The sequence below is a fragment of the Streptomonospora nanhaiensis genome, assembly GCF_026642255.1.
GTDB lineage: Bacteria > Actinomycetota > Actinomycetes > Streptosporangiales > Streptosporangiaceae > Nocardiopsis > Nocardiopsis tropica.
Window position 1 is genome coordinate 5,990,545 of the sequence record NZ_CP113264.1, and the last position, 15,608, is coordinate 6,006,152.

The window sequence follows — 15,608 nt, forward strand, 5'->3', positions numbered from 1 at the left end:
GGCCCGGGCACAGGCCCCGCCCCGGGCACGGACACCGCACCCGACATGAGCTGGTTCGCCTGGGGCGACCCCGCCAGGGCGCCGGAGCTGGACCCCGGTCTGCGCGACCTCGTCGCGCAGGTGCTCCGGGCCCGCCTCCAGGACATGCCCCCGGTCCCGGAGGAGCTGGTGGAACTGCCGCCCAGCAGGCTCGGCCCCCGGCTGCGCGAGCTGTTCGCCGGGGTGGTCGGCCCCGGGCACGTGAGCACGGAGGACCCCGTCCGCCTGCGCCACTGCGGCGGCAAGAGCACGCCCGACCTGCTGCTGCGCCGCGCGGGCCGGGCGGACCCGGCTCCGGACGCCGTCCTCTACCCGGCCGACCACGGCGAGGTGGAGCGGCTCCTCGCGGTGTGCTCGGAGGAGCGGGTCGCCGTCGTGCCCTTCGGCGGGGGCACCAGCGTGGTCGGCGGCGTCACCCCGCTGCGCGGGGGCTTCCACGCCGTGGTCTCCCTGGACCTGCGCCGCCTGGACCGCCTGGTGTCCGTGGACCCCCTGTCGTCGACGGCCGTCCTGGGCGCGGGCGTGCGCGGTCCGCACGCGGAGGCGATGCTGGCGGAGCACGGGCTCACCCTGGGGCACCTCCCCCAGAGCCACGAGTACGCGACGATCGGCGGCTACGCGGCCACCCGTTCCAGCGGACAGGCCTCCTCCGGGTACGGCCGGTTCGAGGACATGGTCGTGTCGCTGCGGGTGGCGACCCCGCGCGGCACCCTGGAGGCGGGCGGTCCGCCCGCGTCGGCCGCCGGCCCGGACCTGCAGCGCCTGCTGCTGGGCTCGGAGGGCACGCTGGGCGTCATCACCGAGGTGGGCGTGCGCGTGCGGAGGGCGCCCGAGCGCGTGCTGGACGAGGCGTGGTCGTTCCCCGACTTCGCCTCGGGCGCGGACGCCCTGCGCGTCCTGGCGCAGTCGGACGCCCGGCCGACCATGGCGCGCGTGCTCGACGAGTCGGAGACGTTCGTGGGCGCGGCGATGGGCGGGCGCGAAGCCGTCCCCGGGTGCCAGGCCGTGCTGGGCTTCGAGGGGGCCCCCGCGGAGGTGGAGGCCCGCGCCGCCGCGGTGCGGGAGGCCATGGCGGAGGCCGGCGGCACCCCGCTCGGCCCGGAGCCGGTGGCGCACTGGCGCGAGAACCGGTTCTCCTCGCCCTACCTGCGCGACACCCTGCTGTCGGCGGGGATCCTCGCCGAGACGCTGGAGACCGCCGCGTCGTGGACCGGCCTGCTGCCGCTGTACACGGCCGTGTCCGAGGCGCTCACGGGGGCGCTGGAGGGCGACGAGGGCGGCGCCGTGGTGATGTGCCACGTGTCGCACACCTACCCGACCGGCGCGTCCCTGTACTTCACGGTGGCGACGGCGGCCGGGCCGGACCCGGTGGCGCGCTGGGGCCGGGCCAAGCGCGCCGCGTCGGACGCGATCGTCGCCAACGGCGGGACGATCACCCACCACCACGCGGTCGGGTCGGACCACCGGCCGTGGATGGCGGCGGAGATCGGTCCCCTGGGCGGCGACGTGCTGCGCGCGGTCAAGGCCGCGCTGGACCCCGAGGGCGTGCTCAACCCGGGCAAGCTCATCCCCGACGCGGACTAGCGGACCGCCCGCGGCGCGGCCGGGTCGGCTCCGGCGGCGCCGCGGGCCCGGACGGGCCCGTCCTCACGCCCTCTCCGCCTCGCGGGAGAGGCTGCGCTCGACCTGCCCCGCCATGTCCTCGAGGAGGTCCAGGGCCTCGCCCTCCCCGATACCGCCGTCCTCCACCGGCAGGCTGATCATGACCGCCACGTTCACGCTGGTGAAGGAGGCCGTCGCGACGACCGCGTCGGAGTACTCCCCGTCGCGGTACAGGACCGCGAAGCCGCCGTCCCCGGCCCGCACGGACCGCCAGTCGAGGACCTCCCCCTGCATGCCCTCTGGCGCCCTGTCCCCCTCCAGGTCCTCCCGGGCGTCCGCCATGTCCTCGCGCAGGTCGGCGAGGGTCTCACCGCCGTCCTCGAACTCGTACAGGGAGACGAAGACGTCGAGGAGGAAGACGTAGGAGTCGTTGACGGAGCAGGCGAGGTAGCCGATCTGGCCGTCCTCCGCGTAACCCGCCTCCTCCGCCGAGTAGTAGTCGCCCTCGGCCAGCGGGCTGTCGGCCCCGGGGATGCCGGCGACCACGTCCTCGGACAGCAGCTGACGGCAGCCGGGCAGGTCGGCGTAGGGGCGGCCGCCCGCCGCCTCCCACACCACGACTCCGAGGGAGGCGACCACCGCCAGGGAGGCGGCGGCCACCCCGACCAGCACGGCCGGTCCGCGCCGTGCCGGGCCTCCGGGGCGGCCCGGTACGGGCGGCTGTCCGGGCGGGACTCCCCCGGGAGCGCCGTGGCCCGGCCGGACGGGCGGGACGTACCGCTGTCCCGGAGACCCGCCGTGGGGCGCTTCGGGCGGTCCGTGGGGCCCGGGCGGGGACTGCCGTCCGGGGTGGGGGCGGGGCGGCCGCCCCCGGTGGGGCCCGCCGGGGAACGGCCGGCCTCCGGGGGGACCGGGGAACGAAGCGTCGTCGGGGGGATGGGTCATCGGTCTCGCGGCTGGGGGCGCACCCGGCCCGGGGCGGGTGGTCGCCGCGCCTCCTCACAGGTGGTCTCGTGTCGCACGGAACGGCCCGGGCCGGCGTGCGCACCGTGCGCGCGCCGGGACGCCACACCAAGTATCGCCAACCGCGGCTTCCGCGCCAGACCCGGGACCGGAACCGGACGCGACCCTTCCCACGGCGCGAAACCGCCCCGGGCGCCCCCGCGTGCCCCGACAATGGATGCCGTGGCACGAGGAAAGCTCCGCATCTACCTGGGTTCGGCCCCCGGGGTCGGCACCACGCACAACGTGCTGGTCGAGGCCCGCCGACGGGCCTCGCACGGCACCGACGTGGTGGTCGCCGCCGTCCACACGCACCGGAGGGAGCGCACGTCCGCCCTCCTGGAGGGGTTGGAGTGCGTGCCGCCGCACCCGTCCGGCTCGGTGGACACCGCGGCGGTGATCTTCCGGGCGCCCGGCACGGCCCTGGTCGACGACCTCGCCCGGTCCAACCCGCCGGGGGCGCCCAACCCGACCCGCTGGCAGGACGTGGAGGAGCTGCTGGAGGCGGGGATCGACGTCCTGTCGACCGTGGGCATCCACCACCTGGAGTCGCTCAACGACGTCGTCCACCAGATCACCGGGGTACGCCCCCAGCAGACGGTCCCCGACCACGTGGTGCGCCGCGCGGCCGAGGTCGAACTCGTCGACATCACCCCGCAGGAGCTGCGCCGCCGCATGGCGCACGGCGACATCCACCCCGCCGAGCGGGTCGACGCCGCCCTGGCCGACTACTACAGGGAGGGCAACCTGGCGGCGCTGCGCGAGCTGGCGCTGCTGTGGACCGCCGACCGCGTGGAGGAGGGCCTGTCCCGCTACCGGGGCGAGCACGAGATCCAGCGCACCTGGGAGGCCCGCGAACGGGTCGTCGTGGCGCTCACCGGCGGCCCCGAGGGCGAGACGCTGATCCGCCGGGCCGCCCGCGTCGCCGCCCGGTCGCGGGGCGGGCACCCCCAGCCGAGCCACCTCCTGGCCGTGCACGTCGTGCCGCCGCAGGGGATCTCGCAGACGCCGCCGGAGGACCTCCTGCGGCAGCGGCGCCTCCTCGCCGAGCTGGGCGGGACCTACCACCAGGTGGTCGGCAACGACGTCCCGACAGGCCTGCTGGAGTTCGCCCGGGGCGTGCACGCCACCCAGATCGTGCTGGGCTCGTCGCGCCGCCGGACCTGGCAGTACGTGTTCGGTCCCGGGGTCGGCGCGATCGTGGCCCGCGACTCCGGCGACATCGACGTGCACATCGTCACCCACGAGAGGGTGGGCAGCGGCCGGTGGCCCCTGCCGCCCCCGGGCCGGGGGCTGGGCGAGCACCGCCGTGCGGCCGGGTGGACCCTGGCGCTGCTGGCGCCCACCCTCGTCTCGCTGTTCCTGGCCCTGCCGCTGTTCTCGGACGTGGGCCCGGCCTCGGACACCATGCTCCTCCTGCTGATCACCGTCGCCACCGCGGCCGTGGGCGGGCTGCGCCCCGCGCTGGTGTCGGCGCTGTGGAGCGCGATCCTGCTCACCGTCCTGGTGTCACCGCTGCACGGGCGACCGTCGGTGTCGCTGGACAACGTGGTGGCGCTGACCGCGTTCACGCTGGTGGGAACGCTGGTCGCGATCGTGGTGGAGATGGCGGCCCGGCGCTCGGCGCAGGCCGCGCGGGCCCGCGCCGAGGCCGACGCGGTGACCCTCCTGGCGGGGAGCATCCTGTCGGGCAAGGAACCCCTCCAGGCGCTGCTCCGGCGCATCAGGGAGACGTTCGGGCAGCGGTCGGCGACGCTCCTGGAGCGGTTGGACGACGGCCGGTGGCGGCCCGCCCACAGCGTCGGAGCCCCGGCCTGCGACTCCCCCGACGAGTCGGACGTGCTGGTGTCGGTCTCCGACAACCTGGCGCTGGCCCTGCGCGGCCGGGTGCTGCCCGCCGCCGACCGGGGCGTGCTGCGCGCGTTCGCGGCGCACATCGGCATCGCCCTGGAGCACCAGAGGCTGGAGTGGGACGCGGCCGAGGCGAGGAGCCAGGCGGCCGGCAACCGCATCCGCACCGCCCTGCTGGCCGCGGTGTCACACGACCTGCGCACCCCGCTGACGTCGATCAAGGCGAGCCTGGCCAGCCTGCGCGCCACCGACATCACGCTCACCCCGGAGGACCGGGAGGACCTCCTGGAGACCGCGGAGGAGTCCACCGACCGGCTCAACCGCCTGATCGACAACCTGTTGGACATGAGCCGCGTGCACACCGACAACGTGCGCCCCAAGCTCCGCGCGGTGGGCCTGGAGGAGGTCGTCCCGATCACCCTCCTCGGCCTGCCCCACGAGGCCGTCACCGTCGACGTCCCCGACGGCCTGCCCCGGGTCCTGGCCGACGCCGGACTCCTGGAGCGGGCGGTGGCGAACGTGGTCGCCAACGCGGTGCGGTACAACCCCGATCCGCGCCTGCCCGTCCTGGTCGCCGCGAGCGCGCACGGCGACAGCGTGCAGCTGCGCGTGGCGGACCGGGGGCCGGGTGTCTCGGACGAGGGCAAGCAGCGCATGTTCGAGGCCTTCCAGCGCCTGGGCGACGCCCCCCAGGGCACGGGGGTGGGGCTCGGGCTCGCCGTCGCCCGTGGTTTCGTTGAGGCGATGCACGGCAGACTCGACCCCGAGGACACCCCTGGAGGCGGGCTGACCATGGTCTTCACCCTGAGGGCGACAGAACTCGATATGACGGACATCGATGGCGAGAGGGGGTCCCATGCGGGTCCTGGTCGTTGACGACGACATGCAGATCATCCGGGCCATGCGGATCAACCTCCGTGCGCGCGGGCACGACGTGGACACGGCCGCCGACGGGGCCACGGCCCTGCGGCTGGCCGCCGAGAACCACCCGGACGTGGTCCTCCTCGACCTGGGGCTGCCCGACATGGAGGGCCTGGAGGTCATACGGCGCCTGCGCGGCTGGTCCCAGGTGCCGATCATCGTGCTGTCCGCACGGCACTCGGCCGGGGAGAAGGTGCGCTGCCTGGACTCGGGCGCCGACGACTACGTCACCAAGCCGTTCGGCATGGACGAGCTGCTCGCCCGGATGCGGGCCGCCGAGCGCCGGTCGGTCCGCGCGGAGGAGGCGCCGGTCGTGCGCACGCAGTGCTTCACCGTGGACCTGGGCGCCAAACGCGTCCTGCGCGACGGCGGGGAGGTGCGGCTGACCCCGACGGAGTGGCACATCCTGGAGATCCTCGCACGCCACGCCGGACAGCTGGTGAGCCAGCGCCAGCTGCTCCACGACGTGTGGGGGCCCGCCTACCAGAGCGAGACGAACTACCTGCGGGTGTACATGGCGCAGCTGCGCCGCAAGCTGGAGCCGGACCCCGCCCGTCCCCGGTTCCTGATCACGGAGGCGGGCCGGGGCTACCGCTTCGAGGGGGCGGGCTGACCCCGCCGCCCGCCCCGCCGGGGTCAGCGGGTGACGGCGGCCCCCTCGGCCAGCTCCATGAGCGCGTCGAACTCCTCGGTGCCGACATGTCCCCGGTTGGCCTCGGCCACCGCCCGGCAGGGGGCGAAGGCGCGCACCCACTCGAACAGCCGGTCGGCGTCCACGCCCATGGCCTCGGAGAGCACGCCCACACGGCGCTCCACCTCCGCCACGCCGGTGGTCCTCCACAGCGCCCAGTCGACGGCGTCGACCGCGCCGTCGCCGAGGCAGGCACGCGGGTCGAGGGCGACGAGGCCCCGCCCGCCCCCGTCGATGACGTTGCCCGGGTGCAGGTCTCCGTGCACCGGCACCACGTGGACGTTCCCGTTGGCCAGGTCCCGCGCACGGCAGAAGCCCTGGTGCATGGCGGAGACGGGCACCACCTCGGCGGCGGGGCCGTCGGCGCGCTCGCGGTTCCAGAGGTCGAAGACGAACTGCACCCGCGACGTCAGCGGGCGGAGCTCGTCGAGCTCCGCGCGGGGCACGGCCGTGGCGTGGAGCTGGGCGATGAGCGCGCCCACTGTCTCCATCCGCGGCACCGTCCCGCTGTCGGCGACCGTGATGCCGTCGACCCGCTCCATCAGGACGGCCCCCCGTTCGGCGTCGAGACCCCACACGAGCGGCACGCGGCCGGAGTCCCCCCACATGCGCAGCAGCCGGGCCTCGGAGACGGCGAGCCCGCTGTCCGGGGACAGCTTGAGCACCCCCGCGGACCCGTCGGCGCCGCGCACGTGGATCACCACGGACGTACGGCCGCGCGGTGCGGGGCCCTCGACCGTCAGCCGCCACTCGGCGGCGAGCTTCTCGACGATCCCGGGGAGCTCGGCCAGCCACTCGCCCACGTGGCTGCCGAAGCGCCGTTCCAGACGGCGGCGCTGTCGGCTGTCGACGAACTGCGCTGTGCCGTGGTTCATAGATCCACCTTAGGTTCGCTCACGACGATGCCTGTCGGGGTCGAGCCCCGTCGCGGCTCGGCGGCCGTCCGCTCCGCACCGCGCGGGCGCCGGTCGGGACCGGGCCGGTCGCGGGAGTCCGCCTCGCGGGCGGGGAGTGCGCGGCTCCTGAGGGGCCGGGCCCGGGCCGTTCCGCGCCGCTCCGGTGCGGTCGGGTACGGGTACCGCGTTGTGGGTGCGGGGAGTTCCCGCCCTTCCGACCCCTACCCGTCCCGGTGGTCCCGGTAACGGAACAGCCGCACCCCGAGCCCCCTTCGTTACCGAACGGTGTCGCCATGTCACCCCCCGTGGGTACGCTTCCCGGCTTCCGGAGACCGCGGCCCGGGTCAGGCCAGCCGCCCCTTGGCCGCCCGGTGCTGGGCCAGGAGCGTGTCCACGACCAGCTCCGAGGGCCACAGCGGGGTGGTGAGGGCCGTGACGTCGAGCCCGCGCAGCAGCTCGAAGTCGGGCCCGTCGACGAGCCTCCACGCCGCGACGGCGACGTTGTCGCGGCCGTCCCGGCGCAGCCGGTCGACGGCGTCGAACACCGAGGGCGCCCAGGTGCGCAGGTAGCCGACCTGGACCGGGGAGCCGAGGCGGCGGCTGAGCATGCGGGCCACGTCCATGACGACCTGGCGCTCCTCCGTCCCGGTCGTGCCGTCGGCGGCCAGCACCACGCCGTCGCCGGGCCTGCGGCCCGAGTCGACGAGGCGGCCCGCGAGGTCGGCGACGATGGACGGGACGGCACCGAGGGGCGGTGTGTGCCAGGCGTTCCCCAGACGGCCGAGGTCGAGCCTGGAGAGCAGGTGGGCGCTGGCGACGTCACCTCCCGCGACGAACGCGGGGACCACCACCTTGGGGCCCCTGACGGCGCGGATGGCGGCGGTGACCTCGGCGGGGCTGCCGAAGGCGGGGACGACCGGAGCCTCTCCCCGTCCGGCCACCGCCTCGGCCAGGCCGCACAGGGCCTCACGCCGGTGGGCGTCACGTGAGTCGTCGGCCACGAGGACCATCGTCGGGACCATGAAAGGCTCCTTGAATCGCGGTGAGATCTACCGTTGTCCGCCGAGAGTAAAGGGGCACCGTTTCAGGTGAGTGCTCTCGTGTTACATGGAGGAAAACAGCAGACAATGGCTATGATGGTTATCGCCTGAACGAGTCTTGGTGAACCATAACAATCTCGGAAAAACTGTGATGTGTCCACTTTTCCGGGGAGTGGCGTGCGCCTCAGTGCGACCACCCGACAGAGGGGTCGGCGGGCGGAACCGCGGGTAGGACATCCCCCACCAGGACCGACGGCCGGACAGCCATGACAGGGCCGGAACCCTCCGACCTGTCGGACATGTCCGACACCACACCCCCATAGCCACTCCGGGGGAAAACCGATTTCACCCCGAAGTTCTGTAGAGATATACCCGGCAAAAAATTTCCTATGCATTCGCCCGGTGCGGATGCACGTGCCGAGGAATGTGCCCCGAGGGGCGCAGCCTGACGCGGGGCCGTTTTCGTCGTCGTTTCCGCGGTTCCGCGTTCCGGGGCTCCGGAAATCGCGAGAACGACGACTCCTGCCACATGCGACCCTCGCGTGTCAAGGGTGCGCACTCCCCTACCGCGTCATAGCCGCACACCACCTGACGTGGGGGGACAGGATGCCGGTCCGGCGCGATCACTTGCCATGGGCCACGGGCCCGCCCACACTTGGAACCGAGCGGACCATATCCCGGCAGGCCCACGCGCCCCGGGACCGTTCACGGGCAACCGCCCGCCGGATCCACCACCGGCAGCGGGCCCGCGACCCACACCGCACCGTGCAGACTGGAGTGAGCATGGCCGTCCACCCTCGGGTGCAGACGCTGGCCCAGACCTTCCTCGCCCACGCGGACCAGGAGGCCCCCGGCCTGGTCGAAGGCCTCTACCTGACCGGTTCGGTCGCCCTCGGCGACTTCCGCCCGCACGCGAGCGACGTCGACTTCGTCATCGTCACGAGGAGCACGCCGGACGGCGACGAGCTGGAGCTGCTGCGCGGCGCGCACGCGCGCACGCGCGCGGCCGTCCCCCGCCCCCAGTTCAACGGCATCCACGTCACCTGGGACGACCTGACCCGCGACCCCGCCGCCTGCGGAGCGGTCCCCTCCGTCATCGGCGGCCGGTTCCGTTCGCGCGCGAGCGCCGACGTCAACCCCGTGACCTGGCACATCCTCGCCGAGCACGGCGTGACCATGCGGGGCCCCCACCCGGTCGAACTGGACGTGTGGGACGAGCCCGAGAGCATGCGCGCCTGGTCCCTGGGCTCCCTGGACGAGCAGTGGCGCCGCTGGCGCGAGAAGGCCGGCCGCCTGGTCACCCCGCGCGGCCTGGCCGTCCTCGGTTCCCTGGCGCCCTCCTGGAGCGTGCTGAGCGTCAGCCGCCTGCACTTCACCCTGAAGACCGGGGAGATCACCTCCAAGTCGGGCGCGGGCGCCTACGCCCTGCACGCCTTCCCGGAGAAGTGGCAGCACATCGTCAACGAGTGCCTGCGCGTGCGCCGCAACGCCGGCGCGCCCTCGCTGTACGAGAGCGCGCTCGCCCGCCGACGGGCCGCCCTGGACTACATCGAGATGGTCCTGGACGACTCCCTGCGCCCCGGCCTGGCCGCCTGAGCGCTCCACTCCCCCGCTCGCACCGGTCCCGGGGGACGGTGGGCGCGTTTCCGGCTCGCCCGACTAATCTGGGATTCATGACCATGCGCCCCATCGTCCGCTTCGGCGACCCCGTCCTCGTCACTCCGACCACCCCCGTCACCCGGTTCGACCAGCACACCGAGGCACTGGTCCGGGACCTCCTCGAAACGGTCGAGGCCCCCGGCCGGGCCGGCCTGGCCGCCACCCAGATCGGGGTGGGGCTCCGCGTCTTCAGCTACAACGTGGAGGACCGGATCGGCTACGTGATCAACCCCGAGATCGCGGAGCTCTCGGAGGAGGTCCAGGACGGCGAGGAGGGCTGCCTGTCCGTCCCCCGGCTCTGGTACCCGACCAGGCGGGCCGAGCGCGCCGTCGTCACCGGGGTGGACCTGCGCAACGAGCCGGTCACCGTGGAGGGCACCGGGCTGATGGCCCGCTGCCTCCAGCACGAGACCGACCACCTCGACGGCATGGTCTACGTCGAGCGCCTCGACCCCGACACCCGCAAGCGCGCGATGCGTGACATCCGCCGCTCCGACTGGTTCATGCCCGCCTCCCCGGACGCTCCCCCGGCGCCCGTCGGCCTCCGGCTCCCCAGCGCCTTCGGCGGAGCGGGCTGAGGCCGCCGCCCCGCCGTGCGGTCCGGACCGGCAGGGGGTGCCGGTCCGGTCCCCCGCTCCGGGTATCTTCGGACACATCCCCCTACCCCCCGCAGTCACGTGAGTCAACGCACTAGGCACGTCACGCCACGATCTCGTAAGGTCTGCTGAGCATCCGGCACCCCGCGGCGCCCCCGCACCGCGCCGCAGGCCCACCGGACGCACCCGGACCGCCCTCGGAGCACACATGACGACCACTCCTCCCCGCAACCCGCGCGGCACCCGTGCCGCCATGTCCCTCGCCGCCGTCACGACGGCGCTCCTCATCGGCCTGCCCGGCACCGCGCAGGCCGAGCCCGGCGACGACGAGGTGGACATCGACGAGCTGACCCAGCGGGCCGAGGAGCTGGAGGAGAGCTACGACGGGGAACTGATCCAGTTCACCGAGATCAAGGGGCGCGTCGAGCAGGCCGAGGAGGACCTGGAGGAGGTCGAGTCCCGCCTGGACGCGTCGCGGGCGGGTGTGTCGACCATCGCCTCCGCCCAGTACAAGAACGAGACCGGCCTCGACCCCGCGCTCCACGCCATGTTCTCCAGCGACCCGGAGGAGATGTTCAGCGACGCCGCGACCCTGTCCTACCTGGGGCAGAGCCAGTCGGAGCAGATCTCCGAGCTGATCGACACCCGCGACGAGGCGGCGGAGGTCGCCGAGGGCCTGCGGACGGAGATGGCGGACGCCGAGGAGCTCATCGAGGACCTGGAGGCGCAGCGCGAGGACGTCGAGGAGCGCATCGCCGAGTACGAGGAGGAGCAGGTCCCCGAGACCCCGGGCACCGGCAGCATCCCCGACAGTGCGATGGGCTGGGGCTGGAGCGGGGCGACCCCGCGCATGGCCGCCATCCGCGACGAGATCGTCATGCGGTTCGGCGCCCCCTACCCGGTGGGCTGCCTGCGCTCCAGCGCGGACGACCACGGCGTGGGCCAGGCCTGCGACTTCATGATGAGCTCCGGGGGCGCGATCCCCTCGGCGGAGAACCAGGCGCTCGGCACCCAGATCTCCCAGTACGCGATCGACAACGCCGACAGGCTGGGCGTCAAGTACATCATCTGGGAGCAGCAGATCTGGCAGGCCGGTTCGTGGACCTGGATGAGCGACCGGGGCGACAACACCCAGAACCACTACGACCACGTGCACATCTCGTCGTACTAGTGGCGGGCCGGCCTCCCGGCCGACCGGCGGGGCACGGCCCGAACCCGGAACTCAGCGGTTCCGGCGGCGACAGCGCCCACCCGCCGACGGCTACGGCGCCGAGCCCCTCGGACCCGGCGAGTCCCGTTGGGCGGCGGGGCGCGGACCGCGGCGCGTGAACGCGAACGGGACGGCCGCCAGGAGCGCCACCGCCGTCAGCGCGAACGCGGGAACGTAGCCGAACAGCTGGATCAGCAGCCCCAGGAGCATCGCCCCCGCTCCCGAGCCCGCGTCGTAGCCGATGTTCCACACCGCGCTGGCCCGGCCGTAGCCCGAGGGGCCGGCGCGGTTCAACATGAGGGTGACGGTCTCGTTCTGGACGGCGCCGAAGCCGAGACCGAACACCATGGCTCCCAGGAGCACCAGCAGGACCGTCCCGGCGCCCAGCCCTCCCCCTCCGTCGCCGTGCGACCACAGCGCCGCGGTGACCAGGGCCATGCCGAGGGCCGCGCCCGCGGTGCCCGGCAGCAGCAGGAGGGTGCGCCGGTGAAGGTCGTGCAGCATCCCGGCGGTCCACCGGCCCGCGACGACCGCCAGGGCGTAGGCGGCCAGGGCCCCGCCGACCAGCCACGCGGCCTGCTCGAACGGGATCGCCAGGAAGGTGATGACCGCACTGGCCGCGGAGGCGGTCAGCAGCATCAGGACCAGCGGGGCGGCGAGCGCCAGCAGCAGCGGCAGCCCCGAGGGCGCGTCCGCCGTGGCCGCGGCGGCCCGCGCGGGGCTCCGCAGCGCCGCCCGGTTCCGGCCGCCGTCGGCGAACCAGACGCCCCAGGCCAGCAGGGCCCCCACCACCGAGCACAGGCCGGTGATCCAGAACGCGGCGGCGAACCCGGCGTTGAGGGCGAGGGCCACACCGCCCGGCAGGATGAGCACCTGCGGCAGGCCGACCGCGAGCCCGTAGTAGCCGGTGGCCCGCCCGACCTGGCTGTGCGGGACCAGCCGCGCGGCGAGCGCGGTGCCCGCGACGCTGACCATGCCGAAGCCGACGCCGCGCACCGCCGAGACGGCGATGAGCGGCCCCAGGTCCGCGGTCAGCGCGAACAGCGGGGTCGGCAGGCCCATGACCAGGGCCCCCACGGGGAACGCCCAGCGGTAGCCGCCCCGCTCCAGCAACCAGGGCATGGCGAGCTGGGTGAGCACCGTCGTCAGCATGAAGGCGCCGGTGGTGCTCCCGGCCCCGAACTCGCCCGCTCCCCCGCGCGTGGCCCACAGGGGCACCAGGGGGAGGACCGCCGCGAACCCGCAGAGGGCGAAGGCCGTGGCCGCGATGAGCAGCGCGAAACCCCTGCCCCGGAGGCCGGGCAGGTCGGCGGTGGTGAACTCGGCGGGTGTCGACCCGTTCCCGGAGGAGGACGAAACAGATCGGATCATCCGTCCTTTGTAGTGCACGGGCAGACGCCTGTCGATGCCGCCGCCGACCGGTCGGCGCGGCCCGCGCCGGGGCCGCGGGGTCAGTCCCCGGGGGCGATCCGCTCGCCGATCCAGTCCCTGAGGCGTACGGCCAGTTCGGGGGTGACGGCGCGCTCGGCGTGCCCCATCCCCGGGACGAGCCACAGCTCGCGGGGCTCGCGGGCCGCGTCGTGGATGGCGGTGGCGTGGGAGACGGGGAAGTAGCTGTCGGCCTCGCCGTGCACGACCAGGAGCGGTGTCGGGGAGACCTCCCCGGCGAGCTGGCGGGGTTCGGCGGGCTTGGGGTCCCAGTCCCGGTCGATGACCCTCACCTTGCGGAAGCTGCGCAGGAAGAAGCGGCCCGCGGCGCGCCCGATCCCGAGGTGGAGCAGGCGCATCCTGCGCGTGCCCCGGTAGTACCAGCGGCTGGGGCCGCTGACCGAGACCGCGGCGGCGATCCCGCCGTAGATGGCGGCATGGCGTACCACGACGGCGGCGCCCATGGAGAACCCGACGGCCGCGACGGACGTGTAGCCGAGCTCCCGCAGGCGGGCGACGACCGCCTCCAGGTCGTGGATCTCCTCGTTGCCGACGGTGCTGCGCCCGCCGGAGCCGTGGTGGCCGCGGAAGTCGAAGGTCATCACGTCGCCGACGGGGAGGAACGCCTCCGCGATGGCGCGCGTGTACGGGCTCCGGTGGGTACCGGTGAACCCGTTGGCGAGGACCACCGCCGCGGTGCGGGACCCGGTGCCGTGCAGGAGCACGGCGTCGATCCCGACCCCGTCCGCCGTGGTCAGCCGGAACCGGCTCTCGCGGGGACGGTCGACGGGGGCGTCAATGGCATCGGACACCCCTCCATCGTGCCCGATCACGTCCGGGGGCCGGCGTCCGGCCCCCGGTTGTGGCCCCCGTCGCCGTACCTGTGCTCGATCCACTCGTCGGGGTACAGGTGTCGTCCGCCGTGCTCCGGGGCCTCCGGGGCGCGGCCGTGCGCGCCGCCCGGCCCGCCGTGGGGGCCGGGGTCCCTGCGGTAGGGGTCCGCGGCGGACGGACCGTGTCCGCCGTGCCCGGACGCCTCGCCCCAGGACGGGGCGCCGTGCGCGGCGCCGCCGGTCGGCGCGGGCCCGCCCCATGCGGGGGTTCCGTGCGCTGGCCCGCCGCCGTACGGCCCGCTCCACCCCTGTCCGGCCGGGTCGCCGCCGTGCCGCGGCCCGCCCTGGACCGGCCCGCCCTGGACCGGACCGTCCCAGGACGGGGCGCCGTGCGCGGGGGTCCCGCCGACAGCCGGACCCTCCCACCCGCCCGACGCGTCACCGTACGGCCCACCGTTCAGTGCGGTCCCACCTGCGCCTGCCGCCGCTCCGGGGGGCGGCGGGCCGCCGGGGCCCGGCCCGCCCTGCGCGGAGCCGTCCGCCCGGTGGCCCTGCGCGGGGGGCGCCCCGAAGGCGCGGGCGCCGTGCGGCGGGGTGCCTCCGTGCCCGCCGGGCGGGGTCAGGTGGTGGTGCTCCGAGGGGGCCGGGAGCTCGTCGCCGACCGGGGGCACCGCCCCGGTGCCGCCGGAGGCGGGCCCGTCCCCGTACCCGTCGTACCCGTCCTCGTAGCCGGCGTCCCCGTACCCGTCCTCGTAGTCGTCGCCGTAGTCGTCCTCGTAGTCGTCGCCGTAGTCCTCGTGGAGGCGCTCGCCCTCCTCCCGGACGGCGGGGGGCGGGAAGACCAGCGAGCGCAGGTCGAGCGCCACGTGCACGACGACCGGCACCCAGATGCTGCCCGTGCCCAGGTACAGGACCGTGAAGAGGGTTCCCGACGTGCCGGCGCTGACCAGGCCCCACCAGCCCTGGTAGAGGTGCGCGACGGAGAAGAGGGCGACCGACAGCACGGCCGCCATCCACAGCGGCGCCCCCAGACCCGCGACGAGGGCGATGAACAGGCCCCGGTACAGCAGTTCCCCGAACACGCCCCCGGTGACGGCGACTCCGCCCGCCATCGCCCGCTCCGCGGTGGTACGCGGCACGAGGAGCCCGCGCCCGCGCTCCGGCTCGGGGAGGGTCATCGGGGCCGCGGCGGCCCTGCGCCCCCGGTGTCCGGTGGCCCGTCGGCCCGCGGCCGGGTTCCCGGCGTCCGCGCCGGGCCCGGTCCGCTCCGCGTCCTCAGGCCCCTCCGGGTCTCCCGGAGAGGCCCCCTCCCGGGCTCCGGGCAGGTCCGCGCGTCCGTTCCCGCGCCCCCGCCGGCCGCCCGCGGCCCGTCGGCCCCCGCCCTTGCGCGAGGAGCGTCCGGCCGTCCCCGGCAGGTTCACGGGCAGCCCGTTGACCAGGACCCACATCGCGGCGAGGGCGACCAGGCCCCCGACCGCGCCGCCGACGACCGGCCCCCAGGCGTCGGGCAGCCTCAGCCCGAGGTCCGAGGGGAGCAGGTCCGGCGAGAGCAGCAGGACGAGGAGGACGACCAGGCCCCAGAGGACGTGGACCGCCATGGTGACGGCGTGCACCTGTGTCAGCGCGCGTACGTCACCGCCCCGCCTGCCGGAAAGCCACGTGAAGGCCTTCCTGCCGAGGAGGGGCTCGCCGACCGCCGCGAAGAGGAGCAGCAGGACCGTGAGGACGGTCCCGGCGAAACTGAAGTGAGGAAGAGTCTCCGACCATGGCACGGGGCAATAGTAGGGGTCCGAAACACGTCATAGTGCACATGCCGGATTCCGAAGCCGCCGCCCCCTTG

The 15,608-nt window shown here is 74.7% G+C and carries 12 protein-coding genes; 6 read left to right on the forward strand and 6 right to left on the reverse strand.

Annotated elements, in window-relative coordinates:
• The first annotated feature begins 45 nt into the window (after positions 1-45).
• Positions 46-1,623, forward strand: a complete 1,578-nt coding sequence (locus OUQ99_RS25835; protein ID WP_267950500.1) for an FAD-binding oxidoreductase — start codon at positions 46-48, stop codon at positions 1,621-1,623.
• 63 nt (positions 1,624-1,686) lie between these two features.
• On the opposite strand, the gene OUQ99_RS25840 is transcribed toward OUQ99_RS25835, so the two are convergent.
• Entirely contained in the window at positions 1,687-2,313 is a 627-nt protein-coding gene (locus OUQ99_RS25840; protein WP_267946380.1) for a hypothetical protein, read from the reverse strand.
• Between the two features lie 504 nt (positions 2,314-2,817).
• On the opposite strand from OUQ99_RS25840, the gene OUQ99_RS25845 reads away from it, so the two are divergent.
• Both OUQ99_RS25845 and OUQ99_RS25850 read left to right on the forward strand, forming a co-directional pair.
• On the forward strand, positions 2,818-5,370 hold the full coding sequence (locus tag OUQ99_RS25845; RefSeq protein WP_267946381.1) for an ATP-binding protein: 2,553 nt from the start codon (positions 2,818-2,820) through the stop codon (positions 5,368-5,370).
• Complete coding sequence (locus tag OUQ99_RS25850; RefSeq protein ID WP_267946382.1) at positions 5,351-6,028, forward strand: response regulator; 678 nt, start codon at positions 5,351-5,353, stop codon at positions 6,026-6,028. Before OUQ99_RS25845 ends, OUQ99_RS25850 begins: the two co-directional genes overlap by 20 nt.
• Positions 6,029-6,051: 23 nt before the next feature.
• On the opposite strand, the gene OUQ99_RS25855 is transcribed toward OUQ99_RS25850, so the two are convergent.
• Together OUQ99_RS25855 and OUQ99_RS25860 are read right to left on the reverse strand one after the other, a co-directional pair.
• Positions 6,052-6,981: an aminoglycoside phosphotransferase family protein gene (locus OUQ99_RS25855; RefSeq protein ID WP_267946383.1), complete on the reverse strand. Its 930-nt coding sequence runs from the start codon at positions 6,979-6,981 to the stop codon at positions 6,052-6,054.
• Positions 6,982-7,346: 365 nt separating this feature from the next.
• A complete protein-coding gene (locus OUQ99_RS25860; protein ID WP_267946384.1) occupies positions 7,347-8,024 on the reverse strand; it encodes a sirohydrochlorin chelatase in 678 nt (225 codons plus the stop codon).
• An 801-nt stretch (positions 8,025-8,825) separates the two neighbouring features.
• On the opposite strand from OUQ99_RS25860, the gene OUQ99_RS25865 reads away from it, so the two are divergent.
• The 3 genes from OUQ99_RS25865 (at position 8,826) to OUQ99_RS25875 (ending at position 11,468) form a co-directional block, all read left to right on the forward strand.
• A complete protein-coding gene (locus tag OUQ99_RS25865; protein ID WP_267946385.1) occupies positions 8,826-9,638 on the forward strand; it encodes a nucleotidyltransferase domain-containing protein in 813 nt (270 codons plus the stop codon).
• A 77-nt stretch (positions 9,639-9,715) separates the two neighbouring features.
• On the forward strand, positions 9,716-10,279 hold the full coding sequence (def, locus tag OUQ99_RS25870; protein WP_267946386.1) for a peptide deformylase: 564 nt from the start codon (positions 9,716-9,718) through the stop codon (positions 10,277-10,279).
• Positions 10,280-10,505: 226 nt separating this feature from the next.
• The gene (locus tag OUQ99_RS25875; protein ID WP_267946387.1) at positions 10,506-11,468 is read left to right on the forward strand and encodes a coiled-coil domain-containing protein; all 963 of its coding nucleotides are present in this window, start codon (positions 10,506-10,508) and stop codon (positions 11,466-11,468) included.
• Positions 11,469-11,558: 90 nt separating this feature from the next.
• Here the strand turns inward: OUQ99_RS25875 and OUQ99_RS25880 are convergent, their stop codons facing one another.
• From OUQ99_RS25880 to OUQ99_RS25890, 3 genes are all read right to left on the reverse strand, one after another.
• Positions 11,559-12,878 carry an MFS transporter gene (locus OUQ99_RS25880; RefSeq protein WP_267946388.1) on the reverse strand — a complete coding sequence of 440 codons (1,320 nt, stop codon included), beginning with the start codon at positions 12,876-12,878 and terminating at the stop codon, positions 11,559-11,561.
• Positions 12,879-12,958: 80 nt separating this feature from the next.
• A complete protein-coding gene (locus OUQ99_RS25885; RefSeq protein WP_267946389.1) occupies positions 12,959-13,747 on the reverse strand; it encodes an alpha/beta hydrolase in 789 nt (262 codons plus the stop codon).
• 17 nt (positions 13,748-13,764) lie between these two features.
• Complete coding sequence (locus tag OUQ99_RS25890) at positions 13,765-15,540, reverse strand: CPBP family glutamic-type intramembrane protease (protein ID WP_267946390.1); 1,776 nt, start codon at positions 15,538-15,540, stop codon at positions 13,765-13,767.
• Between the last annotated feature and the right edge of the window lie 68 nt (positions 15,541-15,608).